General features: G+C 49.6%; 27 protein-coding genes, 1 tRNA gene and 1 pseudogene. 18 read left to right on the top strand and 11 right to left on the bottom strand.

Annotation, left to right across the window (positions count from 1 at the left end; genetic code table 11):
- Nucleotides 1-103: 103 nt before the first annotated feature.
- Nucleotides 104-1,729 carry a cation:proton antiporter gene (locus tag G3M70_09240; protein ID QPJ62044.1) on the bottom strand — a complete coding sequence of 542 codons (1,626 nt, stop codon included), beginning with the start codon at nt 1,727-1,729 and terminating at the stop codon, nt 104-106.
- A 634-nt stretch (nt 1,730-2,363) separates the two neighbouring features.
- Here G3M70_09240 and G3M70_09235 point away from each other — a divergent pair.
- The 7 genes from G3M70_09235 (at nt 2,364) to nuoB (ending at nt 10,293) form a co-directional block, all read left to right on the top strand.
- On the top strand, nt 2,364-3,050 hold the full coding sequence (locus tag G3M70_09235) for a PTS transporter subunit EIIA (protein ID QPJ62043.1): 687 nt from the start codon (nt 2,364-2,366) through the stop codon (nt 3,048-3,050).
- Nucleotides 3,051-3,169: 119 nt separating this feature from the next.
- Complete coding sequence (gene hyfB / locus G3M70_09230) at nt 3,170-5,152, top strand: hydrogenase 4 subunit B (GenBank protein ID QPJ63771.1); 1,983 nt, start codon at nt 3,170-3,172, stop codon at nt 5,150-5,152.
- Nucleotides 5,149-6,096, top strand: a complete 948-nt coding sequence (locus tag G3M70_09225) for a formate hydrogenlyase (GenBank protein ID QPJ62042.1) — start codon at nt 5,149-5,151, stop codon at nt 6,094-6,096. The genes hyfB and G3M70_09225 overlap by 4 nt, the downstream gene beginning before the upstream one ends.
- The gene (locus tag G3M70_09220) at nt 6,093-6,749 is read left to right on the top strand and encodes a formate hydrogenlyase (GenBank protein QPJ62041.1); all 657 of its coding nucleotides are present in this window, start codon (nt 6,093-6,095) and stop codon (nt 6,747-6,749) included. The genes G3M70_09225 and G3M70_09220 overlap by 4 nt, the downstream gene beginning before the upstream one ends.
- Entirely contained in the window at nt 6,749-8,212 is a 1,464-nt protein-coding gene (locus G3M70_09215; protein QPJ62040.1) for a hydrogenase 4 subunit F, read from the top strand. Before G3M70_09220 ends, G3M70_09215 begins: the two co-directional genes overlap by 1 nt.
- A complete protein-coding gene (locus G3M70_09210; protein QPJ62039.1) occupies nt 8,209-9,774 on the top strand; it encodes a hydrogenase subunit in 1,566 nt (521 codons plus the stop codon). Before G3M70_09215 ends, G3M70_09210 begins: the two co-directional genes overlap by 4 nt.
- A gap of 6 nt (nt 9,775-9,780) precedes the next feature.
- Complete coding sequence (nuoB, locus tag G3M70_09205; GenBank protein ID QPJ62038.1) at nt 9,781-10,293, top strand: NADH-quinone oxidoreductase subunit NuoB; 513 nt, start codon at nt 9,781-9,783, stop codon at nt 10,291-10,293.
- 198 nt (nt 10,294-10,491) lie between these two features.
- On the opposite strand, the gene G3M70_09200 is transcribed toward nuoB, so the two are convergent.
- The 3 genes from G3M70_09200 to G3M70_09190 form a co-directional block, all read right to left on the bottom strand.
- A complete protein-coding gene (locus G3M70_09200; protein ID QPJ62037.1) occupies nt 10,492-11,202 on the bottom strand; it encodes a DUF4145 domain-containing protein in 711 nt (236 codons plus the stop codon).
- Between the two features lie 65 nt (nt 11,203-11,267).
- The gene (locus G3M70_09195) at nt 11,268-11,747 is read right to left on the bottom strand and encodes a hypothetical protein (protein QPJ62036.1); all 480 of its coding nucleotides are present in this window, start codon (nt 11,745-11,747) and stop codon (nt 11,268-11,270) included.
- Nucleotides 11,748-11,890: 143 nt separating this feature from the next.
- Nucleotides 11,891-11,973, bottom strand: a tRNA-Leu gene (locus tag G3M70_09190).
- A 274-nt stretch (nt 11,974-12,247) separates the two neighbouring features.
- Between G3M70_09190 and G3M70_09180 the strand changes: the two genes are divergently transcribed.
- Together G3M70_09180 and G3M70_09175 are read left to right on the top strand one after the other, a co-directional pair.
- Nucleotides 12,248-12,889, top strand: a complete 642-nt coding sequence (locus tag G3M70_09180) for a NifU family protein (protein QPJ62035.1) — start codon at nt 12,248-12,250, stop codon at nt 12,887-12,889.
- A 28-nt stretch (nt 12,890-12,917) separates the two neighbouring features.
- Nucleotides 12,918-13,757: a hypothetical protein gene (locus G3M70_09175; GenBank protein QPJ62034.1), complete on the top strand. Its 840-nt coding sequence runs from the start codon at nt 12,918-12,920 to the stop codon at nt 13,755-13,757.
- A 205-nt stretch (nt 13,758-13,962) separates the two neighbouring features.
- Here the strand turns inward: G3M70_09175 and hpnH are convergent, their stop codons facing one another.
- The gene (gene hpnH / locus G3M70_09170) at nt 13,963-14,973 is read right to left on the bottom strand and encodes an adenosyl-hopene transferase HpnH (GenBank protein QPJ62033.1); all 1,011 of its coding nucleotides are present in this window, start codon (nt 14,971-14,973) and stop codon (nt 13,963-13,965) included.
- A 323-nt stretch (nt 14,974-15,296) separates the two neighbouring features.
- Between hpnH and G3M70_09165 the strand changes: the two genes are divergently transcribed.
- Nucleotides 15,297-15,494: a hypothetical protein gene (locus G3M70_09165; protein ID QPJ62032.1), complete on the top strand. Its 198-nt coding sequence runs from the start codon at nt 15,297-15,299 to the stop codon at nt 15,492-15,494.
- Nucleotides 15,495-15,513: 19 nt separating this feature from the next.
- Here the strand turns inward: G3M70_09165 and G3M70_09160 are convergent, their stop codons facing one another.
- From G3M70_09160 to G3M70_09150, 3 genes are all read right to left on the bottom strand, one after another.
- On the bottom strand, nt 15,514-16,848 hold the full coding sequence (locus tag G3M70_09160) for a U32 family peptidase (GenBank protein ID QPJ62031.1): 1,335 nt from the start codon (nt 16,846-16,848) through the stop codon (nt 15,514-15,516).
- A 14-nt stretch (nt 16,849-16,862) separates the two neighbouring features.
- On the bottom strand, nt 16,863-17,471 hold the full coding sequence (locus tag G3M70_09155; protein QPJ62030.1) for a tetratricopeptide repeat protein: 609 nt from the start codon (nt 17,469-17,471) through the stop codon (nt 16,863-16,865).
- Nucleotides 17,472-17,613: 142 nt separating this feature from the next.
- Nucleotides 17,614-18,306 carry a hypothetical protein gene (locus G3M70_09150; protein QPJ62029.1) on the bottom strand — a complete coding sequence of 231 codons (693 nt, stop codon included), beginning with the start codon at nt 18,304-18,306 and terminating at the stop codon, nt 17,614-17,616.
- Nucleotides 18,307-18,409: 103 nt separating this feature from the next.
- On the opposite strand from G3M70_09150, the gene G3M70_09145 reads away from it, so the two are divergent.
- From G3M70_09145 to G3M70_09115, 7 genes and pseudogenes are all read left to right on the top strand, one after another.
- Nucleotides 18,410-19,126 carry a 5-formyltetrahydrofolate cyclo-ligase gene (locus G3M70_09145; GenBank protein ID QPJ62028.1) on the top strand — a complete coding sequence of 239 codons (717 nt, stop codon included), beginning with the start codon at nt 18,410-18,412 and terminating at the stop codon, nt 19,124-19,126.
- A gap of 74 nt (nt 19,127-19,200) precedes the next feature.
- Nucleotides 19,201-20,160, top strand: a complete 960-nt coding sequence (locus G3M70_09140; protein ID QPJ62027.1) for a 2-dehydropantoate 2-reductase — start codon at nt 19,201-19,203, stop codon at nt 20,158-20,160.
- 161 nt (nt 20,161-20,321) lie between these two features.
- Nucleotides 20,322-20,699, top strand: a pseudogene (locus G3M70_09135) (hypothetical protein).
- A 386-nt stretch (nt 20,700-21,085) separates the two neighbouring features.
- Nucleotides 21,086-21,613 carry an RNA polymerase sigma factor gene (locus G3M70_09130; GenBank protein ID QPJ62026.1) on the top strand — a complete coding sequence of 176 codons (528 nt, stop codon included), beginning with the start codon at nt 21,086-21,088 and terminating at the stop codon, nt 21,611-21,613.
- Entirely contained in the window at nt 21,610-21,981 is a 372-nt protein-coding gene (locus tag G3M70_09125) for a hypothetical protein (GenBank protein QPJ62025.1), read from the top strand. The genes G3M70_09130 and G3M70_09125 overlap by 4 nt, the downstream gene beginning before the upstream one ends.
- Before the next feature lie 34 nt (nt 21,982-22,015).
- The gene (locus G3M70_09120; GenBank protein QPJ63770.1) at nt 22,016-22,225 is read left to right on the top strand and encodes a hypothetical protein; all 210 of its coding nucleotides are present in this window, start codon (nt 22,016-22,018) and stop codon (nt 22,223-22,225) included.
- Nucleotides 22,218-22,853, top strand: coding sequence for a DUF3106 domain-containing protein (locus G3M70_09115; GenBank protein QPJ62024.1), 636 nt, complete (start codon nt 22,218-22,220; stop codon nt 22,851-22,853). The genes G3M70_09120 and G3M70_09115 overlap by 8 nt, the downstream gene beginning before the upstream one ends.
- Before the next feature lie 62 nt (nt 22,854-22,915).
- On the opposite strand, the gene G3M70_09110 is transcribed toward G3M70_09115, so the two are convergent.
- Entirely contained in the window at nt 22,916-23,467 is a 552-nt protein-coding gene (locus G3M70_09110; protein ID QPJ62023.1) for a redoxin family protein, read from the bottom strand.
- A 104-nt stretch (nt 23,468-23,571) separates the two neighbouring features.
- On the opposite strand from G3M70_09110, the gene G3M70_09105 reads away from it, so the two are divergent.
- The gene (locus tag G3M70_09105) at nt 23,572-24,045 is read left to right on the top strand and encodes a hypothetical protein (protein ID QPJ62022.1); all 474 of its coding nucleotides are present in this window, start codon (nt 23,572-23,574) and stop codon (nt 24,043-24,045) included.
- 29 nt (nt 24,046-24,074) lie between these two features.
- Here G3M70_09105 and G3M70_09100 read toward each other — a convergent pair whose 3' ends face one another.
- Both G3M70_09100 and G3M70_09095 read right to left on the bottom strand, forming a co-directional pair.
- Nucleotides 24,075-25,697, bottom strand: a complete 1,623-nt coding sequence (locus tag G3M70_09100) for a Rieske 2Fe-2S domain-containing protein (GenBank protein QPJ62021.1) — start codon at nt 25,695-25,697, stop codon at nt 24,075-24,077.
- Nucleotides 25,698-25,742: 45 nt separating this feature from the next.
- Nucleotides 25,743-26,633 (bottom strand): glycine--tRNA ligase subunit alpha, encoded by an 891-nt coding sequence (locus G3M70_09095; protein ID QPJ62020.1) that lies wholly within the window; start codon nt 26,631-26,633, stop codon nt 25,743-25,745.
- Nucleotides 26,634-26,954 lie beyond the last annotated feature (321 nt).

The raw sequence follows: 26,954 nt of genomic DNA, 5'->3' as shown, positions 1-26,954 counted from the left end.
CCAAAACCAGATACAAAACAAAAAAAGACGGCTAAATTAGCCGCCTAAATCCAACACCCAACATAGGCCACTGTCAGCCCATTACGATATTTGTACAAACTTACTAATAATCTTTAGTCAACTCCTGGTCCTGGATGTTTTTTGTTGCTTCGACGTGATCCGAAAACCCTGCACCTGCTTCAGTGTAAATATTAAACACTGCGTTTGCGCCTGCTTCATATAACTTTTCTTCTTCATCTGGATATCTCGACGTGGCAGCAATTCTTCCAGAAAAAGACATCTCTTTTAGTTGGTCAAGAGTTTCTAAATTGGTTTGCAAATTAGGCAGTGCCAACATGACCAGTTCTATTTTGTGATTCTTTTCTACCTTTTCCCAAAAATCTGCATCACTGGGATCCCCTTGAAAAACTTTTCGCCCCATTGACTGATGCAGTTTTATCTTCTCGGAATCCTGGTCTATACCGACTACGGTCTCACCATAAAGTTTGTGCATTTTATCATAGGCACCAGTACCCACCCGGCCCATACCAAAAATAGCAATTGTGGCATCAAAGGTACCAAATAATTCATCATCTGGTAATCTCTCCCTGCTTTGGAATCTCATCAAAAAATCCCGATATTTTTGGTAGATCCTGTCGTCCTTTCTGGTCAACGAGGCACCAATTACAAATGAGAATGAAAGGGCAACAGCAATAGCAATTAACCATTCCCCTGGTATCCAACCATTCGCTACACCAATCGCGGCGACAATCAGACCAAATTCACTGTAATTCGTTAAACTCAGGCTGGCCAAAAGCGAGGTCCTTGATCGCAGTTTAAATCGGGTCATTAAAAAATAAAAAAGAGCAGATTTAAAAAAGACAAAGGGAATAAGAAGCAATCCGACTATCAATACTTCGATTGAAATTTGTCCTGACATACCAATAGAAAGGAAAAAACCCACCAGAAAAAGATCCTTAAAGCCCATCATCGAATTTGCCAGTTCCTTCGATTTTGGATAAGAAGAAATGAGAACTCCCATCAACAGCGCACCCAGATCATCTTTTATCCCGGCCAACTCAAAGAGTTCCGCTCCCCCCATCGCAAGAACAAAACCATATAAAATCATTAACTCGCCATGACCTGTTTTTCTTAAAAAGTAATGAAATAGAGGTCGAAGAGGAATTAGCAAAATAAGTAGTGGCGCCCAAAGCGATGGAAATTTCCCTAAGGATGTAGCTAGAAAAATAACAGCAGCCAAATCCTGCATCACCAGAATACCGATTGCAATTCGTCCATGGAGGGAATTGAATTGCCCTTTTTCTTCTAAGGATTTGACCGCAAAAACGGTGCTGGAAAAGCTCAATGCAAAGGCAAGCATCATACAAAGCTTGAAATTCATTCCGGCAAACAATGGCGCATTCATTAATGAAAGACAAAAGATAACCGTACCAAAGAAGACTATGACCGCTGTCATGTGGATTGTGCTCACCAACCAGACTTCCGGCCTTATCAAAGTCTTCAAATTCAGCTTCAAGCCAACAGCGAAAAGCAGCAGGGTGATACCCAGATCAGAAAGTTTTTGAAGCATCTCCCCACTGGAAAAACCGAGAGCATTTAGGACAAAACCAGTTCCAAGAAAACCAACTAATGGCGGAAGACCTATCAATTTCGCAGAAAAACCCAGAATAAATGCCAGTGAAATCCAACTAACATCACTAAGCGCAATAGCAACCCACTCAATATCCATAAACTCTTCTTTCAGTCTTTCGTATTAAAATTAAGGAATGCTTTCTGAAAAATCACACATGAATATTGTCTTCAAACGGGCAAGTGAAAATATAGAGCAAAACCAGGATAAACAAGGTTTTTACCGATTTATTTCATATAACCAACTTGCAAGCTGTCATGGCGTTTTAAGTTTAATAAAAACATGGGTGCCGGAGGTGGGATTCGAACCCACATCCCCTTGAGGCGGATGGATTTCAGGCCCTTTTTATATTTCTATAACTAATTATTTTGCAATAGTTTATTTCGGATTTCAAATGTGTATGCACAAGATTCTGTGTAAGTTTTGACCTGTTTTCGTCCCCATTTAAAACCTCTGAAACGGCCTCAGAAGCATTTCACCCCTTTCCCCCTTAGCAGATACTTTTTTCTTTTTTTTGCCTCCTTCATTTTGGGCCGGTCCACCGCACTACTTCCTGGGCGACTGTAATTCCGGAGGCAGTAAGAGCTCAATATTTTATTTTAAATAGTTAAGGTTAGCCTCCTTTTCGGAAGACCCGCTTTGAAATTTTCACTTGCCACACATGAGAACAAAGTATTATTATGTCCAAAGATGTCCAATCTATTCCCAATAATTCGCAAAGAGAAATCCTTCTATGAGACTGACGATTCGTGACACTGCACAACTCTTTGGGGTTTCCGAAAAGACCTTATACCGCTGGGTGAATGAAGGAAAGATCCCGGCTTATCGCATCAACGATCAGTATCGATTTGCACGGTCGGAAGTTCTGGAATGGGCGATGGCCAACCGTGTGTCCCTCAAGCCGGGCATCTTCCTGGAAACGCAAGAGGAGACTGGCCCGTTGTCTTCGCTGGAACAGGTATTGGAATCTGGAGGGATCCTCTACCGGGTAGAAGGTCAGGACCGGGACAGCGTGCTGCTCAACATAGTCCGCAATCTGCGCCTGCCTCCGGAAGTGGATAAGGATTACGTTTACGAACTCCTCCGCGTGCGAGAAATGCTGGGGTCGACTGGCATCGGGGATGGGATCGCGATTCCTCATCCCCGAAGTCCGCTCATCTTCAACCTGCCGCACGCGAGCCTGACGTTGTCGTTTCTGGAAAAGCCGATCGATTTCGGCGCGCTCGACGGAAAACCGGTGTTTGCGGCGTTCACCATCCTCAGCCAGACAGTGCGCGGTCACATCCACCTGATCTCCCGCCTGGCCCACGTTTTGAGGGACCCCTCTTTCCGTAAGGTGATCCGTGAGCAAGGAAGCCGCGAAACGATTTTTGCGGAGCTCTGTCGTGCGGAAAAGGCGATGAAGAAGAAGGCGGATTGAATGTATCAATAGGTAACAGAAGAGTTAATTCGTTGACTCGATTGAACCGATTATTACTGCCCAATATTTAATTGAAAGGAATCATGAGCCCCTCAGTAACATTGTTGTTGGGACCCGCTATGGCGCTGTTTGTCTGTATAGCCAGCCTGGCGCTTAGCAAAGCAAAAGAAATTCGTAATCGGGTCACCCATCTGTTGATCGCGATATCGGGAGTATTCACCACTGCCGCAGGAGTGATGGGATTACTGTCTCCTCCACAACAGCTCCTCTTGCCGCTGGGCCTGCCCTGGTTGCCCATGCACCTGCGGTTGGATCCGCTGGCCGGCTTTTTCATGGTGATCATCGGCCTGCTGGTGACCTCGGTGGGCATTTACTCGGTGGGCTACCTGCGCTCCCGTGCAAAAACTCAGAATCTGACCCTTCTGGACATCTCCATGTCCCTGTTCATTGTCGGCATGCAGGGGGTGGTGCTCGCGGATGATGCTTACACGTTCATGATTTTCTGGGAGCTGATGAGTGTTGCTTCCTATTTTTTTGTCGTTTTCGATCACGAAAGGGAAGCGAACCGAAAGGCGGGTTTTTTATATTTGTTAATGGCGCACCTGGGGGCACTCCTGATCCTCAGCAGTTTTTCCATCCTTTATATGGCGGGGAAATCGTTTGAATTTGAGGTGATGCGAACTGTAACCTTGTCGCCCACATGGTTGTCGCTGGTATTTTTGACCGCAGGACTGGGATTTGGTTTGAAGGCCGGAATAATTCCTCTGCATATCTGGCTGCCGGAAGCCCACCCCGTTGCTCCTTCCAATGCATCGGCCCTGATGAGCGGTGTGATGATCAAAGTGGCGGTGTTCGGGTTCCTGCGGGTGATCTGGGATCTGGTGGGTCTGGACCAGGCGCAGGGTTGGTGGGGAGGTCTTGTGCTGGCGGCGGGGTCCAGTTCTGCCGTGGGCGGGGTGTTGCTGGCCTTGCAACAGCACAACCTGAAACGCCTGCTGGCGTACCATTCGGTGGAAAACATCGGCATCATCGTCATCGGTCTCGGGCTGGCCATGATCTTCACACACTTTGACCACCCGGGTCTCGCGGCGCTGGGCCTGGTGGCGGCACTGTACCATACACTCAACCACGCTCTCTTCAAAGGACTGTTATTCATGGGGGCAGGCGCCCTTCTCCACTCCACCCATCAACGCAACCTGGATCGCCTCGGGGGTCTGATCCGCCGCATGCCGATTACGGCTGTGCTGTTCTTGATCGGCTGTATTTCAATATCCGCGCTTCCTCCGTTCAATGGATTTGTATCTGAGTGGCTGACTTTTCAGGCCGCCCTGATGGCCCCAAAACTGGAGAGTTCGCCGCTTGCCGCGTTGATTCCTTTCTCCGCCGCCATGCTCGCACTGGCCGGAGCGTTGACCGCAACCTGCTTTATCAAGGTATTCGGCATTATTTTCCAGGGAACGCCCAGGACCCGCTCCGCGGCTGAGGCATGTGAAGTGGACGGCTGGATGATTTCAGGGATGGCCCTGCCTGCTGTGTTGTGCCTGATTCTTGGAATCGGCCCGGTTTGGGTGATTCCACTGATCGACCAGGTGTCGCCCACCCTGTTGTCTTCGAGCCTGGAAAGAGCTACGACCGGAAGCCATTGGTTGTGGTTGACCCCCCTGTCACCGGAGCGCGCTTCTTATTCTCCTCTGATCGTTTTACTGGCTTCTTTGCTGGCGGGACTTGTTGCGTTTTTGTTGTACTACCGCGGAAAACCCGTGCGCCGTGCGCCGATCTGGAGTTGCGGCCATCCCGATCTGAATCCGCGCATGCAATACACGGCGACCAGTTTTTCCCAGCCCATGCGCCAGATTTTTTCCAAAGTCTATCAACCGCATGAGGAGGTGTCCCGGTTGAACCATGGCAATCCGCTTCTGGTCAGGCGTATTCGGTTTTCCGTGCACATCCAGGACTTGGCTTGGAAATATATTTATACACCCGCTAGAAAAATCGTGGAGTGGCTGACGCGAGGGACCGACTGGCTCCACCAGCGCCAAATTCACGGTCACCTTTCACTAGTGTTTTTGACATTGTTGATCCTTCTGGGATTTTTGATATGACTCTCTGGTTGCTGAATACCGTCCAGGCGTTGTTATTGATTGCATTGGCCCCCTTAGGCGCCGCTGTCCTGAAAAAGATGAAGGCGCGGTTGCAGAACCGGAGTGGCCCCGGTTTGTTTCAGTCGTACCGCGACCTCCGTAAGCTGTTTGGCAAGGAACCTATCCTTCCGGAAGGCGCTTCCTGGATATTCCGGTTGGCCCCTTATATTATTTTTGCCTCCACTGCCCTTGCCTGCGCGATAGTACCTGTCCTCCTGGTGCAAACCCCATTGTCCGCCGCCGCCGACGTCATTACCCTGGTGGGCCTGTTCGCACTCGCCCGGTTTTTCACGGCCCTGGGTGCCATGGATACCGGAACGGCTTTCGGTGGCATGGGAGCCAGCCGGGAAATGACATTTGCCGCGCTGGCGGAACCCGCCATGCTGATGAGTGTTTTTGTGGTGTCCATGGCGGCAGAAAGCACCAACCTGTCCACCATGATCGACCATATGCTTAACGGACATTTCGGCCTGCGTCCTTCGTTGGCATTCGCCCTGGTGGCCCTGCTTCTGGTGGCCGTTGCAGAAACCGGCCGGATTCCGGTAGACAACCCGTCCACCCATCTGGAACTCACGATGGTCCACGAAGCGATGATCCTGGAGTACTCGGGACGTTATCTGGGTCTGATCGAATGGGCAAACCACATGAAGTTGCTGTTATTTATGACTCTTCTCCTCAACCTGTTCTGTCCCTGGGGAATCGCAGAGGAGAACACGGTCCCGGCCCTGCTGTTTTCCGGGGGACTTCTGGCCCTCAAGATATTGTTCCTGCAAGGCATACTCGCCCTCATGGAAACCTGGATGGCAAAGATGCGTATCTTTCGCCTACCTGAATACCTGGGAACGGCGTTCCTCATAGCCATCCTTGGAATGCTGACCCATTACATCCTGGAGGGGTCGGCGTGATTTCCCAAGAACTGCTGAAACAACTGACCTCACTGGCGGCGGCCCTGTTTTTGCTGACCGCGTTTGCGATCCTTGCGCAACGGCATATGCGAGCGCTTTTAGGATGGTTTGCGATTCAGGGAGTTCTTTTGGCGGCCACCTCCGCTCTTGTGGCCTTCGCCGCCGCTAGTCCGGAGCTTTATATTTCGGCACTCCTGGCCCTCCTGTTGAAGGGATTCCTGATGCCCTGGTTGTTATGGCGGGTCGTCGTCCGCCTGGGTGCCAACCGGGAGGTGGAAACGCTGATCAATATCTTCCCGACCTTGTTGATTGCCGCGCTTCTGGTTCTGTTTGCCTATTACATTAGTCTCCCCATTCAGAAAACCTCCGTCCTGATGACGCGTAACATCATCGCCATCGGGCTGGCCTGCGTCCTGATCGGCATGCTCATCATGATCACCCGTCGCAAGGCCGTAACCCAGGTGGTGGGTTACCTGGCCATGGAGAATGCCTTGTTTTTTACCGCCACCGCTGCCACGCACGGAATGCCACTGGTGGTGGAAATCGGCATTGCGTTCGACGTGCTGATTGCCGGACTGATCTTTGGCCTGTTTTTCTTTCATATCAGGAAGACTTTCGATTCACTGGACCTCCGTCATCTGGAAAGGAAATAATGAACCTTTTTCCCCTTTTACTGGGAATCCCAGCTTTAACTGGTTTCGCCCTGGCATTTGTGGGCAAATCACGCCAAGCCGCCCGCCTGAATATCGTCGCAAGTGCGGCGACCTTTGTCGTCTCTTTGGGTCTGGTATGGAAGGTTTTGATGCAGGGCTCCCTGTTTTTCAACGGTCAGGCGTTTTTCCTCGACCCCTACAATATCTTTCTGGTAGCGCTGACCACTTTTGTGGCGACCAATACGGCTATTTTTTCCGCGGCATATATGGCTCATGAAGAGAAGATTGGCCGCGTAACCTCCCGCAACCTGCGTCTTTACCACGCCATGTTCCAGTTGTTTGTTTTCGGCATGTTGCTGGCATTAACGACCAACAATCTGGGGGTGCTTTGGATCGCGCTCGAACTGGCAACTCTGGCCACGGTTCTCCTGGTATCGTTGTACCGGACACCGGCGGCCATCAGCGCGGCATGGAAATATTTTATTTTATGCGGTATGGGAATCGCCCTGGCACTGTTCGGTACTATCCTGATTTTCTCGACATCTTTAGAAGTATTTGGCCACAGCAATGAAGCCCTGACATGGACCCTGCTGTACCCAAAGGCCGACCAGCTCAACCCGAGTGTCATGACCATTGCTTTCGCATTTCTCATGGTGGGTTACGGTACCAAGGTCGGGCTGTTCCCAATGCATGACTGGTTGCCGGATGCACATGGGGAAGGACCCACTCCTATCTCCGCAGTGCTTTCGGGGTTGTTGCTCAACGTGGCGTTGTATGCGCTGGTCCGGTGCAAGACACTGGTGGACGGCGCCACGCACAATCATTTGGCCGGTCATTTGATGATGGGGTTTGGCTTGCTGACTTTGGCCGTAGCGGCTTTGTCTCTCCACCGGCAAAAGGATATCAAGCGTCTGTATTCCTTTTCCTCCATCGAACACATGGGCCTGATGACTTTTTCCTTCGGCATCGGTACGCCTTTAGCCAATTACGCAGCTCTGTTGCACATGACTGTGCACTCCCTGGTCAAATCGGGAATCTTTTTCACCGTGGGACATGCCGCCCAGGCGATGAAAACGCAAACGATAGCGCAAATCCGTGGTCTGATGCATCTCCAGCCGAAAATCGGTGTGGGTTTGCTCCTCGGGACCATCGCCATTGCGGGGTTACCCCCCTTCGGGGTTTTCACCAGCGAATTCCTTTTGGTCACAGCGGCCCTCGAAACCCACCCCTGGACCATCGGAATCCTGTTGCCCAGCCTGGTCGTGGCCTTTGCCGGACTGTTCCGCCACCTGCAACCCATGGTGTTTGGAATGTACCCCAGGGAGGTCCATGCGGTCCCGATCAACATGCTTCCGGTCTACATCCATCTCGGGCTTGCCCTGATTCTGGGATTGGCGATCCCTGGATTTTTAGCGAACTGGTTTCAAATCGCGGCCAATTTTCTGCATCAGGGGACTCTATGAATTTTGCATTGACTCAATCTCTGGCATCCCAGCTCAAACAGGCGGCTATACCTTTTGAGACGAGAGGGAAATTCCCACCCTGTTTGTTTGTGTCTGAGACAGCATGGGCCCCTGTGGCAAAAATCAGCCAACAGGAGGGTTTGCGCCTGGTGGCGGAATGGGCTTCTGAAGAAAAAGGAGTGTTTACCATTCACGCGGCCTATGCATTGGGGGCACTGGGTTACGCGCTGGTTGCCACCCAGTTGAGGCAGGGCGTTGAAGAGTTTTCCAGCCTGGTTCCTCATTACAGCGTCGCGGCCCGCATGGAACGGATCATCCATGATTTCTACGGTCTCACGCCTTTGGGACACCCCGACCTTCGCCGCTGGATCAAGCATGACAGCTGGCCGGAAAATGCATTTCCTTTGCGTAAAGGTTTTGCTCTGAATGTGCCTCTGGAACGTCAGGAGGGAAGCTACCCCTTCATCGAAACGGATGGTGAAGGAAGTTATGAAATTCCCGTGGGACCAGTGCATGCGGGAATCATTGAGCCGGGGCATTTTCGGTTTCAGGTGGTGGGGGAGCAGATTTTAAACCTGGAGGAACGTCTGGGTTACGTGCACAAGGGAATCGAAAAACATTTCGAGAACCAGGACGCGGTTTCCGCCGCCCGGATGGCCGCGCGCATCTCCGGCGATGCCACGGTAGCCCACAGCTGGGCTTATTGTTTAGCGGCGGAACAGGCGGTGGGGCGCGTTGTGTCCCCGCGCGCGGCCCATCTGCGTGCCGTGTTGTGCGAACGGGAACGCATGGCGAACCATATTGGCGATATCGGGGCCATTTGCAATGACGCCGCCTGGGCTTTCATGCAGATGCAATGCCAGCGGTTACGCGAAGACCTGGCCCGACTGCATCAGAAATTGTTCGGCCACCGATTGCTCATGGACGTCGTGGTACCCGGCGGGGTGACCCGTGATCTTGACAGGGATGGGACGGCTCGCTTGCGGAATCAAACACAGGCTGTCGCGGGTGAAATGAAGGAGCTGTTCGGAATCTATGAAGAACAAACTTCGATCCGGGATCGTGTGATTGGCTCCGGAGGGATATCGGCGCAAAACGCCCAGACACTGGGCCTGTTGGGAGTTGTGGGCCGGAGCGCAGAACAGGACCTGGATGCCCGCCGCGACGCGGCTTATTCCCCTTACGACCAATGTCCTCCGCAAGTCAAAGTGTGCCGGGGCGGCGATGTTTCGGCCCGACTTTGGATTCGTTTCCAGGAAATTCAAGACAGCGCCCGGTTGATCGAAAAGCTGCTGGTCGATCTGCCGGAAGGGAGTTTTCAGGAACCGTTTAAGGAACCCGGGGAAGGGAGTTGGGGGTTTGCTGTAGTCGAATCCTGGCGCGGAGAAATCGCCACCTGGATTCGTTTCGGATCAGGGGGGAAAATCCAGCGTTGTTATGTGCGAGATCCTTCCATGATCAATTGGCTGGGACTCGAACTGGCCGTGCAGGAGGTCCCGGTACCGGATTTTCCACTGAATAATAAATCGTTCAACTGCTCGTACTCCGGGCACGATCTTTAACAAACCATGCAACGAATTCTGCGAAAAATATTCAAGGTAGGCAAGATCACCGAACCCCTCGGCAAGGCTGAACAGACCATTGATGTGCTGGGGCCCAAACTGGACCGTGTTGTCAAAAAACGATTCCAGGGATCATTGGCCATCCGCCAGGTAGATGCGGGGTCCTGCAACGCCTGCGAATTGGAAATCCATGCCATGAACAACCCCTATTATGATCTTGAGCGCTTCGGAGTTCATTTTGTTGCGTCCCCCAGGCATGCCGATCTCCTGCTAGTCACCGGGCCGGTCAGCCATAACATGGAAATCGCCCTGAAAATGACCTACGATGCCGTACCCAATCCCAAACTGGTTATTGCCGCCGGAGATTGCGCTGTTTGTGGAGGCGAGTTCGGACGCACCTACGCCACCGTCGGATCGGTAAGTCAGGTAATTCCTGTCGACGTGTTAATTCATGGATGCCCTCCCACCCCCACCGATCTAATCCAGGGAATCCTGATGGCCGTTGGGTTACCTGAATAATTCCTTTGTGCCGCGAAACGATGGGAATGGCCCCTACTTAAGGGAGAATTTTGCCTAAGTAGAATATTTTGAAACAAAGACGGCTAAAATAGCCGCCTAAATCCAATACCCAACAAGGGCCACTGTTAGGCGATTACGATACTTGTACATGTTGCCGATAACTCACTTGTTGCGCAACATCTGCAACAAACAAACTCATTAAAAATCAAACTTTCCTCCCTGATTTTTTTTCTCCTTCTTCTCTTTTGCAAGCTGCACTACCGAACTAAAGTTTTGTTCTTTTTGATATTTTGCCACGTACCATTCTTTAAATAGGGTTTCTATTAAATTTATTAAAATTTCGGCCTCGTCGGGCTCGACCTCAATAATTAAGTTCACATCCTTTTCCATATGAGCTCCAATATTTCCAATTTCTCTAACGCTATCTATAGCCTCCCAAGTTGGCCCATCTACCTTATCTTTTAGGGCTTTAATTTCATCAACTAATCTATTCATTTTTATCCCCCAAAAATCCCGAATCATGCCCTGCAAACATCTTCTAGACAACGTAGCGGAAGCCTTTGGGCTTAAATTGCAAATTCGGCAGGCTTCGTAATAATCTTCAGTAATAACTTCTGGAATGTATTCAGGCTGAGGCCTTGCATGAGATTCTGGAAGCAATGAAAAAGACTTAATGATATCTCCTTTAAGGGGATTACCGTTTACCCAAATTATTTTATTTATAGCTGCATTAACTGTTAAACTTTTACAATCTTTATTTGGGCAAGAAATAATTGTGTAACCTATCCCAATATAACTTCCAAGAATGGAGTTCCTTATTTGTGAAGTCCTAAAATTTTGGTCAATATGAGGGCTAGTAATCGTCGTCGGTTTTCCACAATAAGGACATTCCCAATTAAACGGTTTCATTTTCATTTCCTTAAATTAATTATCTTTAAAATCAGAAAAAACAGAAATTATCATCCATCGAAAAACTATTCGTAGAACCCTTTGTGAATTCTACTGATCAAGGTATTTAGGAATATTGCCTCCACATTATTTTCTAAGTAGACCTCAAGAAAATCTTTATCGTCTGTAACAAGAATAAATTTTTTCTTCAAGGCAGTCTCTCCAATTAAGGCATCCATATTATTGTTCCTCTTTTTCTTTTTATTATCCAAGTCCTCCTTAATTTTTTTATATAATTCCCCTCGATCTGAGGAGAACTTAGACCGGCCCCAATTAGTTGCCCCCCAAATACCCGATTCAATGGAAATATCATTTAGCTCTAGTCTTTTAAAGGTGCTTAACAATGCCTTCCTTCTATCCTCATTCTGAGTCTTCTTTATTTCCTTTTCTTGAATATGTGTTACCCATAAATAAAATCTTTTTCGAGAAAAAATTTTTGGATCAACTTCAAAATCCAAAACATGATTAATCGCGCATGTATCTAACATTAAATTTACTTTATCCATATAAGGCTAAAACCCTATAGATATTTTTTACGGACTAAAAGTCCGTTGCGTAAACAATTCTTCAAAAAGTTCCGCAACAAATTCGGCAATAAACCCAAAAACTCTAACAATTTCCCGTTACCATAAACCACTGAAACTAAAAGTGCCGGAGGTGGGATTCGAACCCACAGCCCATTGCTGGGTACGGATTTTAAGTCCGCTGCGTAGACCGTTCCGCCACTCCGGCATCGTGTGCAGGCCGCCATTGTAACGCAACCCACTGAAAATAAAAGCCACGATTTTTCTATTTATCGGGTAATTCTGAAACCTCGTATTGGTTTGAAAACAGGTTATCTGTCTCTATCTGAATCCTCCCCTCCCCCCCCTGCATCTTATTAACACTAGCGGCTGCACTCTCCTCTCAATCCAATCGTGTTAAAGTGCGAGAATATAGGGAGTCCAGTGGAGCACCTGATAACAAATTTCCCGGGTCATGCGCCCGTTTCATACAAGGCTCAAAAATGAATATCCAAAAATCTCCTTTTCTTGTCGTTGCCACAGAACCTACGCCGAATCCAGCCGCTTTCAAGTTCAACCTGAACCAGCAGGCAGCGGCCAGCACGCACGCCTACAACAATGAATTCGAAGCGGAAGGCGACCCCTTTGCTGAAAAGCTCTTCTCTTTCGGTGTCGTGACGGCGGTTCTGATCCACGAGCGGTTTGTCTCGGTGACCCTGGAGTCCCCGGATGAATGGGAATTTTTTCTGGACCCGATCATCCAGTGTATCCAGGAAGACCTGGTCTATTACGAAGCTGAAAAAACTGAAGAGGATACAGAAGAAAACAGTGGCTCCATTCTCGACAAGATCGACCTGGAAACCTTTGACGATCTCCCCGACACAACCAAAATGCAGATCATCGACGTGTACATGGATGAGACCGTACGCCCGGCCCTCGCGGCAGACGGCGGCGGCGTTATCGTTACTGAAGTCGCAGATAATGTAGTAAAAATCCGCTATCAGGGCGCGTGCGGCAGTTGTTCCAAATCCCAATCCAGCACGCTCTCTGCAATGCAGAATATTCTGCAAACCAACGTATCACCCAACCTTCGCGTGATCGTCGGAAGCACCTCTGACCAGGGAACCAACATTGGCGGTTATTAAACTGTTACCCACCTCCTGAAATTTCCCCATGGCGGATCCCGAACGAATTCTCAAGCGCATCCTCACTAACGGGTTCGAAGCAGAGAAACTAAAAGAAACCGATGAATCGCTCGACGTTTTAATCGACTCTTTGCGGGAAGTGATCCGGTGCCGCCGCTTTGCCAAATGGCTGGAGCAAAACACCGGCCTCGTTCCCCTGTTGCAACCGGCCCAGTTTCATAACCTGCTGGATATTCCCGAGATCAACTTTTCAGAAGAAGTGGATCGGAATCTGGACGTCACCCGCCACTCTTTAAAAGAATCACGCGATGCCGACTCCCCCATCACGGTAGCCAACCTCAACGCGGTTCTGCGTGAATTGTTCCGCGAATTAAACGATCTGTTCACACTCAAGGAAAAGGAATATCCGCGTCTGTCGCTCGCCGATTCCATGACGGGCGACATGGTGGAACGTGTGGAACAATCGATTCAGCGTCTGCGTGGGTGGGATTTAAAAGGCGTCGGCTTTTTATTGACCGGATGGCTGGCGCGCGGTGTCGAAAAGGATTTCGAAAAATGGTTTCCGCAGGCCACGCGGGTGCATCCCCTGAGACGCCAGCTTGACGCCGTGCAAACTGAATTGGGATTTTATCACCGGTGCCTGGAGGTCAACATCAAATGGGCAGTCACCGGGCTCGATCTGTTCCGCGTGATCCGCGAAGACAAACTCGGACAACTGGTGGAAAACCTGGGCAGTCTTGGCAATGGCATGTGGAACGTGGTTTACAACGGAATGCAGGTACGGCAATCACTCTTGCATTGCGGAATCGATTTCAGCCGCGTCGAAACCCTGCTCGACGAATCAATCGTCCCCCTCAAAAATTCTTAACGCCAGCCTCGCCAGAAAAAAAACGTGGCCCCCTATGACTGGTTCAGGGGGCCACACTAAATTCCTGGGAATGTCATTCTGAATTTGGGATCGCTCAAAGGATGCCCGGGACAAAACCAATAATCCGCTATTGCCATGCGCTCAGGAAATACCGATCACAGGGTGCGGACTTCAGCTCACTGCCCCTCCGGCGAAGGGCGCAAGATCATTGGAAAACAGCTTTAGCCGAGGTGAGCATGTTGCCGATACCACTGGTGCTGTCCTGAACAGCCGTCGCTTCATAACCGCAGTGTGCGGTGCAGTCCCTGCATTTGGGATGGTTGCGATGGCCGTACTTTTCCCAGTCGGTTTTTTCCATCAGGTCATCGAACGACTCAACATACCCTTCATCAAGCAGGTAGCAAGGTTGCTGCCAACCTAATACGGAGTAGCACGGGTTGCCCCATGGGGTACAATCGTAATCGCGTTCGCCTTTAAGAAAATCCAGATAGAACGGAGAGTGGTTGAAGTTCCACCGTTTGCCTTCGGTATTTTTTGCCAGCAACTGGTTGAAAAACTCCATCGTCTTCCGACGGCCAAAGAAATGATCCTGATCCGGTGCCGCCATATACTGGAAAGCAGAAGCCACGGTCATGCCATCAATATTCAACGGCCGCAGATGATCGAGAAAACTTTCAGCCTCGTCAACGGTCACCCCGTCAAAGAAAGTGGTGTTGGTGGTAACGCGGAATCCCCGCCGCTTGGCTTCACGAATGGCGTTGATCGCCTTATCGTAAACGCCTTCTTCCTGGCAAATATGATCGTGATGTTCCTGGCCGCCATCAAGATGAATCGAAAGCGTGAGCCTGGGATCAACCGGTAACTGATCAAAATATTTGTCGAGTAAAATCGCGTTGGTACAGAGATAGACGTACCGGTCCTGCTTGATCAGTCCCTTGACTACGTCAATAATCTCCGGATGAATGAGCGGTTCACCACCGGCAATGGAAACAACCGGAGCACCGGCTTCATTTGCCGCGTTGAGGCATTCATCAACGGAAAGGTATTTTTTCAGAATTTCATTCGGTTTCTGTATTTTTCCGCAACCGGTGCATTCCAGATTGCACCGATACAGCGGTTCCAGCATGAGGACCAGCGGGTATTTCTTGCGGCCCATCATTTTCTGCTTCATGATATACAAACCGATCTTCATTGCCTGTCGGATAGGTACAGCCATAGTTTTATTCAGGGTGTTGAGGTTGGTGAAAAACGTTCAGAAACCAGCTATAAGAGAGCCGGGTCTTCTTCAGGAAAATGGGTCGCCCATTTTCCTCTAAAACCTATTATAAAGGACAACTCCCGAGAGCACCTAAAAAAATTGCTTCCGGCTCTGTTATCCTTAAAGTTAAAAGCCTTTGTCCAAAAATTTTGGAATTCGGAAACGACGATTGCTATTTTAAGAGGTTACATTGATAATCCACTAAAAGCGTTCATACTAGACTCTGGAAGCGTGGTTCGCAAGTACAAGCCTCGCCTTAAGTCACTGATAGGTCGTTTATTTTGAAGAAAACCTTACTGCTGATTTTAATGGTCATCATCGCCCTCATTATCGATGGCATGCTCACCTACGATATCTTTGATTTTCGAGAGGAAACGGAGGGGGGATGGCTATTGTTTTTATTGGGGGTATTCCTTCTCTCCGTGATTATATTGGTAGACTCTCCCACAAATGACGTGGATAAAGACAACCCAGAATAGATTTTCAGCAGAAGGCCACCTAAGATATTGCCGATGCAGATGTGACAGGTTCGCAGATACGGCTGAGCAAGGCAAAAGGTTCCGGCTGCATGTCGCATGCGATCCATACACGCCCAGCACCCCCATGAGCCACTTCTATTGCCTCTCCCGTTTGCTTTTCCATACCTGAAATCGTAAAAACCTGTTGGCCGGACGGGGCAATATATTCCACTCGGTCCCCAAGCTTGATGCGGTTTTTGACCTCCACTTCCATCCAGCCGGGGCGGTGATCCATCACCTGACCTGCGAACACCTGAGGCAGATCAGGCTCCTGTGGTGAATCAAAACGTTCGGTCTGGTGGTCGGACTTGGGCACAAGAAACGCCGAGGTGAATCCACGGTTGGCCGTCTTTGCTATTTCATCAATCAAGGAAGAATCAAACGATTTTCCTGCAGCAAGATCATTCAAGGCCCGGCGGTAGTTTTTTATCACAAGCGACAGGTAGTACAGGGTTTTTGATCGACCTTCAATCTTGAATGAACAGATACCAGCGTCACGCATCTGACTCAGCAGTTCAATCGCGCGCAGGTCTTTTGAATTCATGATGTAGGTGCCGTGCTCATCTTCATCAATCGGCATCAACTCACCCGGCCGCTCTCTCTCTTCCAGAAAATAATCGCCCTGCAGCAAATCCGGGCGGTGCGTATCAGACACGTAACCGTCATACCCCGCAGGTTGCTGGTGTATATCGTATTCCCAGCGGCAACTGTTGGTACAGGTTCCCTGATTGGCATCGCGGTGATTAAAATAATTCGAAAGAAGACATCGACCCGAATAGGCGATACAAATAGCACCATGGACAAACGCTTCCAGCTCCAGACCCGGCACCTTTTCGTGAAACTCGCGAATTTCAGGCAGTGAAAGTTCGCGCGACAAAATAATGCGCTGGACACCGCACTCGTACCAGAATTTGGCCGACTCCCAGTTGATGGTATTCGACTGGACAGAAAGATGGACGGGAACATCCGGAAACTCTTTGATCGCGTAGCCAATCAATCCTGGATCCGCCATGATGAAGGCATCCGGCCTGGCTTCCGCAAAATACGCCAGCGATTTTTTGAATGCTTCGATCTTGCGGTTTGGTGGCAGGATGTTCGCCGTAATGTAGATTTTTTTTCCGAGCTCATGCGTTCGCTCAATGGCATCACGCAGGGTCGCGTCTTTAAAAGGGTTATCCCTCGCTCTCAAAGAAAACTTGGGGACCCCCGCGTAGACCGCATCCGCCCCATAAGCAAACGCATAGTCCATTTTCTCCCGGCTCCCGGCGGGTGCCAGCAACTCGGGCACTGATTGTATGTTGGATGAATTAGTCATTAAATCTTTGTCGATTATTTTTCGAGAATGATGTCCTCAGCGATCTGTTCGCGCACGTCCTGGCGAATTTGATCTTTTAAATCGCTGTAGGATTGCTCCAGCACTTCCTCCAATGCCTGGTCTTGAGCACTGGCACTCTGCAAAGCCTTGGCCACCGTTTCAGCATTGGGTGCCTTGACTGCCACCTTCACCATATTTGCAAGCGAAGGGTCCTTCTGGAGCGCTTTTTTAATAGCGGCTACTCCCTCATCGTATTGCCCGGCCCCCAATAGAGCGGAACCCAGGGCGAAATCGTTTTTCGCCGAACCCTGCTGCTGCCCGGCAGTCAACACGCGGATCGCGTTATCGTAATCCCCCATCCGGGCAAAAGCCGTTCCCAGCATGGTGATGGTCTCTGCGCCCTGCGGTTCGAGTTTCGCCGCCATGGAGAGATGCTCCACCGCCTTTTTATCATGCCCTCCCTCGAACCAGACTTTCCCCAGTTCTCGATGTGCCGCAGCATCTGTCGGGTTTGTTTGAATCTTTTGTTCCAGCGCAGACACCCGCTGCTGCACATCAGCACTCAGACACCCTGTAAATGCCAACATTAAAATACACACCAGTGCCAGTTTCTGTCTCATCATACTTGACCTTCGATAGGGTATGGAATCACCTGACCAGTTAAAAATACGATTGACCAAGTGTAACATGAAATACAGGAGAGACTCGCCTTACTCAAGGAAGCCTGGTAAAACAAATCCACCAAACCAGATATGTGAACGGACCTTAGCTTCGGTTGCGGTTTACAGAAAGGTGACAATCGCGGGAGGCTCGAAAACCGCTGGCTTCAGCATCGAGAATGCTGGGAAAAATAACAGGTTTTTTGGGTTTCCTGTAATTGTGGCACTCCGGCCATTTATACGTACGGGTTTTGCGATCTCCTATAAGTCCATAGTGAAATATCCGGTCGTAATCTGCCTGCCTGTCATTCACAGGTGGAGGTGGGATGAGGCGTTCACGTGCAAACTCCCAGGGGGGAACGGGGTTTCTCTGCACCCAGAATCCCAGTTTATGTGAAAACGCCTGATGCTCAAGCTTCGCCAGATATTTTTTGGGTTTCTCTGCCACACGGTAATGCCATGCCATCCCCGCTGCAACCATTTCGTCATTTACCCGGAGACCTCCGGGCAACTGAGCCTCCACAACCAATCGGTTAAATTTATCATTGATCACTTTTTGGATTTTTACCCGATGCTGAAGCACCATTTTCTCCAGAAATTCTTTGGAACGATCACCGAACGGTTGTGTTAAATGTGGTGCATAAATATGCGCCAGCCGCACTTTAAAAAAATGCCCCTCCGATCTTATCGTAAACCGGTCTCCACTATGGACCTGAACCACGACGCCGGAATCCGGAATTTTAACACCGGGCGCAGACACCAAAGCAAACGATAACAACCAGGTTGCGATTTCAATCATGTGTATATCTCAATAAATAACCTTGCTGGCAAAGCACAGGGTACCTCCGTGCTAGAATTCTCATCGGTAGGATAGCCTCCAACTTAATAATGCCCCTTTATAAATGACCATTGTAACCAAAAAAGAGATCCGCGATCAGGTCTGGGATGAGATGCAATCACAAGGGGTGGGACGCTTTCCTTTTCCCATTAAGGGACGTATACCTAATTTCAAAGGAGCCGAGGCGGCTGCCGAGCGCCTGGCGGAGCATCCTTCATTTCTTGAGGCCAAAACGCTCAAATGCAATCCCGATGCACCCCAATTGCCGGTACGTCTGAACGCGCTTCGGCAAGGCAAAACCGTTTATATGGCAGTGCCTCGTCTGCGCGAAAAGGAATGTTTTATCTGCCTGGATCCTAAAACCATCGACCCGCAGAATTTCAGAAAGGCGGTGAGCATCCGCGGGTCGGTCAAGTTTGGGAAACCGGTTGCCCCAGATGCTCTACCCTTCATCGATCTTATCGTAGCCGGTTCCGTCGCTGTTCGTAAAAATGGAACACGGGCAGGCAAAGGAGGGGGATACTCCGATCTGGAGTTTGGTATCGCTACACAATTGAAACGGGTCGACCCCAAAACAACCATTGTCACAACAGTGCATGATGCGCAGCTTGTTACTGGCAGATGGAAAATAGAACCCTGGGATATTCCTCTCGACTGGATATTCACCCCGTCCGAAACTGTACGCTGCAAAAATCCACACGCGCGCCCCAAAGGTGTGCTGTGGAACCGGTTAGACCCGGACATGCGGAGGGATATTCCAATACTCGATGAATTGGGTTGATCCACTGGCAATCAATAATTTAATGCTATAGTTATTTAAATAAAATATCCTTCCATGCTTTCAAAGGACGATTCATGCAGATCATGATTTTTGGTGCCGGTGCTGTGGGCCTGGGCCTGGCCAACTGCCTCATCAAAGCCGACCACACAGTTCATCTTATCGGACGCGAGGAAACCGTTTCAGCTCTCAGTATTGACGGACTCGAACGTACCGGATTGTTTGGGGACTTTCATGCACCGCCTTTCTCCTTCAGCGCATTTTGCGACCTCGAAGAACCGGAGTCCGGACCCTACGATTACATACTGATTTGCACCAAGTCCTATGACACCCGGACGGCAGGCGAGATGCTGGCCGCCACTCCGGAACTAAAAACTGACAAAACCCAGTTTGTTCTGTGCCAGAACGGCTGGGGCAACGCAGAAACATTCGCCGCCTTTTTCCCCACTGAGCAAATAAAAACAGGACGTATCATTACCGGGTTTCGTCGACCTAAACCCAATCAGGTCGACATCACGGTACACGCCGATTCCGTCCACCTGGGAAGCCTTTTTGATGACGACCTGGAAAGCCTGGAGCCCCTTGCACGTGCTTTAAGAAAAGGCGGGCTGCCCTCTAAAATAACCGAAGACATTGAAAAAGACCTCTGGGCAAAAATGCTCTACAACTGCATGCTCAATGGATTGTCCACACTGTTTGGTGTGCCCTACGGATTGCTCGGTGAATCGGAACACACACGGGACTTAATGTCGCGCATTGCCCACGAAGTATTCAATGTGATCAAAGCCTCAAATCACCACACTCATTGGACTTCAGCTCAGGATTTCCTGACCACGTTCTACGAAAAGCAGCTTCCACCCACCTACCAGCACGAACCGTCGATGTTACAGGACATCCGATCGCACAAACCCACTGAAATTAATGCCCTGAATGGCGCTGTTGTTGCACTAGGCAAAAAACACGGTGTGGACACCCCGGTCAATTACACTATCTGCAACATGGTCCATTTCCTGAGTAGCCGATCAGGAGCAGAATAAAATACCCAGACTTTTCCTCGCTCCAAAAAACCTGATTTCAACTCTTCTGAAGTCCACTCTCTGCTCCACAGAAAATTTTTAAAATTCTTTGTCAACCGATCCGCTCCGGGTGCGTTTTTAGCTTGTAAGAAGCAAAATCGAACCTACTCCTGGAGATTGAGATGAATACCCAACTGATACTGAGCACACTTTGCCTCACCGGTTTGTTGATAACTGTTCCCGCTATGGCAGATGTGGAAGACAAATTTGATACAAAAGGTGATCGGATCGAAGACCGCCTGGACAACAGGGGTGACCGGATCAACGAACGCCTCGATAATAAAGGGGAACGCATCAACGACCGGCTGGACGCAAGGGCCGATCGGGCCCGGGCCAACGGCAACGGCGCACGTGCGGATCGCCTCGATACAAAAGGAGACCGCATCGAAAACCGGCTTGATCGCAAAGGCGACCGGATCGACAACCGACTTGACCGAAAAGGTCAACGAGTGGACCAGAGGCTCGATAATAAAGGTCAGCGGATTCAAAATCGAATTGACAACGGCCAACCTCCCCGTCGCGCAAATCTGGATCGTGCAGGTGATCGTGCGGAACGTCGGCTAGACCGAAAAGGTGATCGTGTCGAAAGGCGTCTCGATAATAAAGGAGACCGCATCAACCAGAGGTTGGACAGAAAAGCGGATCGTGCCCGCGCCAATGGCAACGAATTGCGAGCTGACCGCCTGGACAGAAAAGGAGACCGCATCAACCAGCGACTGGATCGCAAAGGCGAACGCGTGAACAAACGATTGGACCGCAAGGGTGAACGTGTCAACAAGCGTCTGGATAGAAAAGCCCGTCGCTAATAGATTTTTACCCCTGGCTCTCTCTGGGAAAACCGTTATGCTAGCTTGGGTAACCAATTCTCAGGGAGCTTTCAAGGGGAATGGACGAATTCCTGCAATCAGTTGAAAGGCGGGCCTTCCAAATGGCACAATTCGCAACGAGCAACCCTGACGAAGCGCTCGATATTGTGCAGGACGCCATGATGGCATTCGTCAAAAGTTATGCAGACAAGCCGGAAGAGGAACGACGCCCCCTGTTTTTCCGCATTGTGCAAAACCGGATTCGCGACTGGCATCGAAGACAGAATGTCCGCAATCGCTGGACAGCATGGTGGATCGGCAGTAAGCAGGACGAAGAAGATGATTCGGATCCCATCGCCCGGTTGGCCGATCCTAGAGGAAGAAGTCCTGAAAAAGAACTATCCATTTGCGATTCCGGCGATGCCTTGCAGGCGGCAATTGAGCGTCTTCCCCTTCGGCAACAACAAGCGTTCCTGTTGCGCTCCTGGGAAGAATTGAGCGTAGCCGAAACTGCCAAAGCCATGGGGTGTTCCGAGGGATCAGTCAAAACGCATCACTCAAGAGCGGTACAAACTTTAAAGAAATTATTAAAGGACCATTGGCCATGAGCCAGCAACCCGAAAACAGGGATTTCGAACAGTTCGCAAAAAACCTGATGGATAAGTCTTCCGACAATCTGGATGCGGGTTTGCAATCGCGCCTCACGCAGGCGCGATATCGTGCGTTGGAACAGAAAAGCAACCCTTCCTGGTGGCGTGAGTGGATAACCCGACCCGCACCCGGGTTCGCATTGGCAGCGTGTCTTCTTCTGGCACTGGTGTTTACATTAAACGGACCGGCAAAAAAGCAGTCGGGTAGCACTCTGGAAGACCTCGAATTACTGGCGACAACAGATCAACTGGAGTTCTATGAGGACATGGAGTTCTATGCCTGGCTGGCAGAAAAAGATCCAGCGGAAACCTATGAAACCGGCTGATATTTTTTCAAGCCTGATCTTGCTTTTGTGGATCCTGTGCACACCGGTATATGGGGAGCCCCCTTCCAATGATAAAGGAGACAATGGTAGTGACGTTGTCCCCTCCCTGGAACTGCTGGAGTATCTGGGAGAGTTTGAAACGGAAGACGGTGAATGGATCGATCCAGAGGAACTGGAACAAATGGATGATATTAATGACAACCCGGAACCATCTAATCCCGAAGAGGAGCCTCCCCGTGATTAAACCACTCGGTTGGGCCCTCCTTATAGGCCTGTTGATCCAGGTGACGACTCCGGCTCTGGGACAGGAGGTTGTCCCCTGGGATTCTTTAAATGATCAGGAAAGGCGGGTGCTTAAGCCGTATAAGGACCAGTGGCAGGACCTGCCCGCCAAAAGGCAAAGCCGACTGCGGCGTGGCGTTGCACGGTTTTCCAAAATGTCCCCCGAAGAGCGCCAAAAGGTTCAAAAGCGTTTCCGGAAGTGGAAAAACATGCCACCGGAAAAACGCCAGAAAATCCGACAACGATTCGAACGGTTTCGTAATTTACCGCCAGAACAAAAACGAAAACTGCGACAAGCCCGCAAACGCTTCCAGAACCTGCCTCCGGAAAAAAGAAAAAACCTGCGCGAACGGTTTCAGAATATGACACCGGAACAACGCAAAAAATTCAGAAAACGGCAGATGCGTCGTATGAACAAACTAGAAAACATGACGCAGGAAGAGCGTCAAAGGTTTCGCGCCAAACGCCAGGAACGCCGCAACAAAATGAAAACCATGTCTCCGCAGGAACGGCAAAAGTTCCGCCAGGAATTGAGAAAAAACAGGCAGCTGATGGATCGACCGAACGCTGGCAAGGCAGGGGGTCGGTAAACCACCCCCCATTCACTTGCCTTTATATATTTTCAACCAAATTTGAATAGGCTCATTCCAAATTAATTGGTCAGAACTTTATTTGCCGCTTTCAGCGCACCCTGTATATCCGGTAGGCCACCGCCTTCAACAAAATCAACATAGCGGATGATATTTTTTTCATCGACGACCATCACCGTACGCATCAGGAATTTCCTGTTGGGATACATCAACCCGGTTCGTTTTCCAAACTCGTACTCCGGCGCATCGGACAAGAACAAAATATTTCCAATTTTCGCTTTTTTGGCGAACGCCGTCTGAACATCTGATGGATTGGTACTGATGGTCACAATATCAAGCTTTTGATCAAGCCCGCCATTTTCCTCGCTGAACTTATGGGTCTGTTCATCGCAAGTCGGCGTGTTCAGTTTAGGAACGATGCTAATGATTTTGACACGACCCTTTAGCTGGTCAAGCTCTACTTGTGGCTTTCCATCCTGCAACAATCTTGCATTCGGTAATTTTTGACCCACCTTCAACGTTTCAAATTTGTTTTTTATCACTTCACTGGATTGCGCCGGGCAGGAAACCGCAAAAACAAAAAACAGGGTGAAAGCAAATATTAAACGTGGCATGCTGTTTTCTCCTCGTATTTTTTCAAGAATATAAAATGGAGTCGGCTCCCTCCATTTTATGAAAAGGCATGCTCTTGTGCCAGACTGAATTTAATGGAGGCCCCATGTTTCTAAAAATTTCGCAAAAACTTGCCAGCGTATTGATTTTCCTAATACTTCCGTATCAATCTGCATGGGCTTTGGACTGGAATGACCCTGAATGGGGCAAGCGAGGGTGCCCTTTGGGGTTGGAAGGAGTCTGGAAAGCAGAAACCACATCCTCTCTGGAAGAGAAGGAATTGGAATTCCGCAAAGACGGCACCCTGCTGATTGTGCGTTCCGGAAGAGATTTAAAACTGAAATTCAAAGGCGATTTGATTGCAGGCAATCGCCGGTTCATTGACCTTGATATTATTTCAGGAACTAAAGAGCCCTACCCGGCCATCATGAAAATCCGGCCTCACCTGGGACCGGAAAACGGCCCTCAAGGTTCATCGCCTGAAGAACGCTGTCGAATCAAATTGTTCCGTTATGAAAATCAAAAACGCGCCAGACAAAACCGGGAACACAGCTGGGATATTTTCTATTTCTTTAAATAATTTTTACGGCTTGGTGGTGGGAAAAAAAATCAATGTCCATTATCAGCGGAGCACCCTCCAAAGGGGACGCCGGAGAGTTGGGCCATTTCATACTTCCAGGTGGTGAGGTCTGAATTTTGGAACTGGTTCAAGTGGGTGTAACCACAGGCGCGAGCCAGGACCTTCATCAAACCCACCGCACCCTCAAAAAAGTTGGCGAGCTGTTGGGCTGACTTGTCAATGTCGATGCGTTGGCGCAAATGTTCCTTCTGGGTGGCGATCCCTACCGGACAATTGTTTGTGTGGCAGGCCCGCATGCCGAGGCAACCGATTGCCTGCAACGCGGAATTGGACAAGGCAATAGCATCAGCCCCCATAGCCAGGGCTTTGACAAAATCTTCAGGTGTTCTCAACCCTCCTGTAATAACAAGAGTGATGTCCTTTTTATTCAGTTTATCCAGGTGTCTCCGGGCCCGTGCCAGCGCCGGGATCGTGGGCACCGAGATATTGTCACGAAACAATAGCGGGGCTGCACCGGTACCGCCACCACGCCCATCGAGGATGATATAGTCCACACCAACCTCCAGCGCTGCATCAATGTCGTTTTCTATATGCTGTGCAGATAACTTGTAACCAATCGGGATACCACCGGTGGCCTCCCGGACCTCCTCCGCAAAATCCCGGATAGGCTTGATATCCGTCCAGTCAGGAAAACGTGGAGGCGAAACAGCCGGGGTGCCTTCTTTCAATCCGCGCACCTCTGCAATCTTTCCTTTTACTTTCTCGCCCGGCAGATGCCCGCCTGTACCTGTCTTGGCACCTTGTCCACCTTTAAAATGAAACGCCTGGCACCGTTGGACCCTATCCATGGAGTAGCCAAACCGGCCCGAAGCCAGCTCATAAAAATATTTTGAGTTGGCTTCCTGTTCTTCCGGCAACATGCCACCCTCCCCGGAGCAAATCCCGGTTCCAGCAAGCTGGGCACCTTTGGCGAGAGAAATTTTTGCCTCTTCAGACAAGGCACCAAAACTCATGTCGGAAACGAATAACGGAATATCCAGTTTAAGAGGTTTTTTCGCGTTGGGTCCGATGACAACATCTGTGTCTACAGGGTCATGGTCCAGACGAGGCAACGTTGCCAGTTGAGCTGTCACAATCTGAATGTCATCCCACAAAGGCAATTCTTCCCGCGGCACACCCATAGCTGCCACGGGTCCGTGTTCCCCAACCGCTTCCAATCCTCCGCTGGCCAGCTTCTGGATCAAACCAACGTGTGGCTCGGCATCGGTCCCCTCATGATCAGCGTAAAGCCCGAGGTAAGCTTCCCGATCAAAGTTCTGCGGATTTTCTTTTTCCCATTCCGCTATCTCTTCAGGATTGACCCATACTTTCCCGTCTTCGATCCAGGCACTGAACTTGGCCAGGGTTTCATCCGGATTATACTCACTGATTCCCGTGTCATAACGGAAGTCCCAATGATGCACACCGCAGACAAGATTGTCGCCACTCACACTACCGTCGGCTAACAGGGCTCCGCGGTGCAGACAGCGCCCGTATAGGACGGACACTTCTTCATCATAACGGACCACAACCAGGTCTACATTTTCGACCAGCGCATAAGCCGGGGTCCTGTCTTTTAAATCTTTCCAATTGGCAACTGAAATTCGAGACATAATGGGGGAGTCGCTAAAATTTTTGTTTCGTCACTAACTATTTAATTAACTGGCGGGAATACCGGTCTCTTTTTTCAGAAGAGGATGACCCAGAGCTTCCCGATGCTGAACGTAACCCTCTGCGCAGAGCCTTGCCAATTTGCGGACGCGGCCAATATAACCCGTCCGTTCGGTCACACTGATGGCTCCCCGGGCGTCCAGAAGATTGAATGCATGCGAACATTTCAATGTGTAATCGTAGGCGGGAAGGACGAGTCCCCGCTCGATCTGAGCACGGGCTTCTTCTTCGTACATATTGAACCATTGAAACAGTTTGTCTTTATCGGATGTTTCAAAATTGTATTCAGAAAACTGCCTTTCGGTATCGAGATGGATATCACCGTAGGAAACTTCATCCGTCCATTTCAGATCGTAAACGTTTTCCACGTCCTGCAAGTACATGGTGATACGTTCCAATCCGTAGGTGAGTTCAACACTTATGGGGTCCAGATCAATAGAACCGACCTGCTGAAAATAAGTGAACTGCGTGATCTCCATTCCATCGAGCCATACTTCCCAACCCAGTCCCCAGGCGCCCAGAGTTGGTGACTCCCAATCGTCTTCAACAAACCGGATGTCGTGTTTGTCCGTGTCGATTCCCAATGCCACCAGGCTTTGCAGATACTGCTCCTGCACATCCTTTGGGGATGGTTTCATAATGACCTGATATTGATAGTAATGCTGCAACCGGTTTGGGTTTTCTCCATATCGACCATCTGTTGGACGGCGAGAGGGTTCAACATAGGCAGCAGAAAAGGGCTCCGGCCCCAGAACCCTGAGAAAAGTTGCCGGGTTGAAGGTGCCCGCCCCAACTTCAATGTCGTAGGGTTGCTGAAGAACACAGCCGCGTTCTCCCCAATATCCATTTAATGTCTGAATCACATTTTGAAAATTCATAGTCTAGCGGTTGTATCAAAACCCTCCTTTAAAAGCAATCTTGAGAATAAATAGAAGGCTGGATCGGCAAGTACCCTCAATTTTATAAGTAATGATTTCCTTTGCGGATTGCCCCTGAATTTTGAGTGCTACTTTTAATAATGCATTTTTCAGTTCTTTTCATAATCTTTCCAAAAATACTTTCTTTTAAAATTTTTAAACATGAATCAAACACAAAAACAATGCACCAGGAAACGCTCTTTTTGAAAATCATTTTCTTTAAAAAATATCGACAAACCCCTGTTTTCCCTTGATAAATTAAGCCTAAACGCTGTTATACTT

Origin of the sequence: Candidatus Nitronauta litoralis, assembly GCA_015698285.1 — a bacterium.
Taxonomy (GTDB): Bacteria; Nitrospinota; Nitrospinia; order Nitrospinales; family Nitrospinaceae; genus Nitronauta; species Nitronauta litoralis.
The sequence above is the reverse complement of the archived record's forward strand: the minus strand, read 5'-3'. Positions and strand labels throughout refer to the sequence as shown.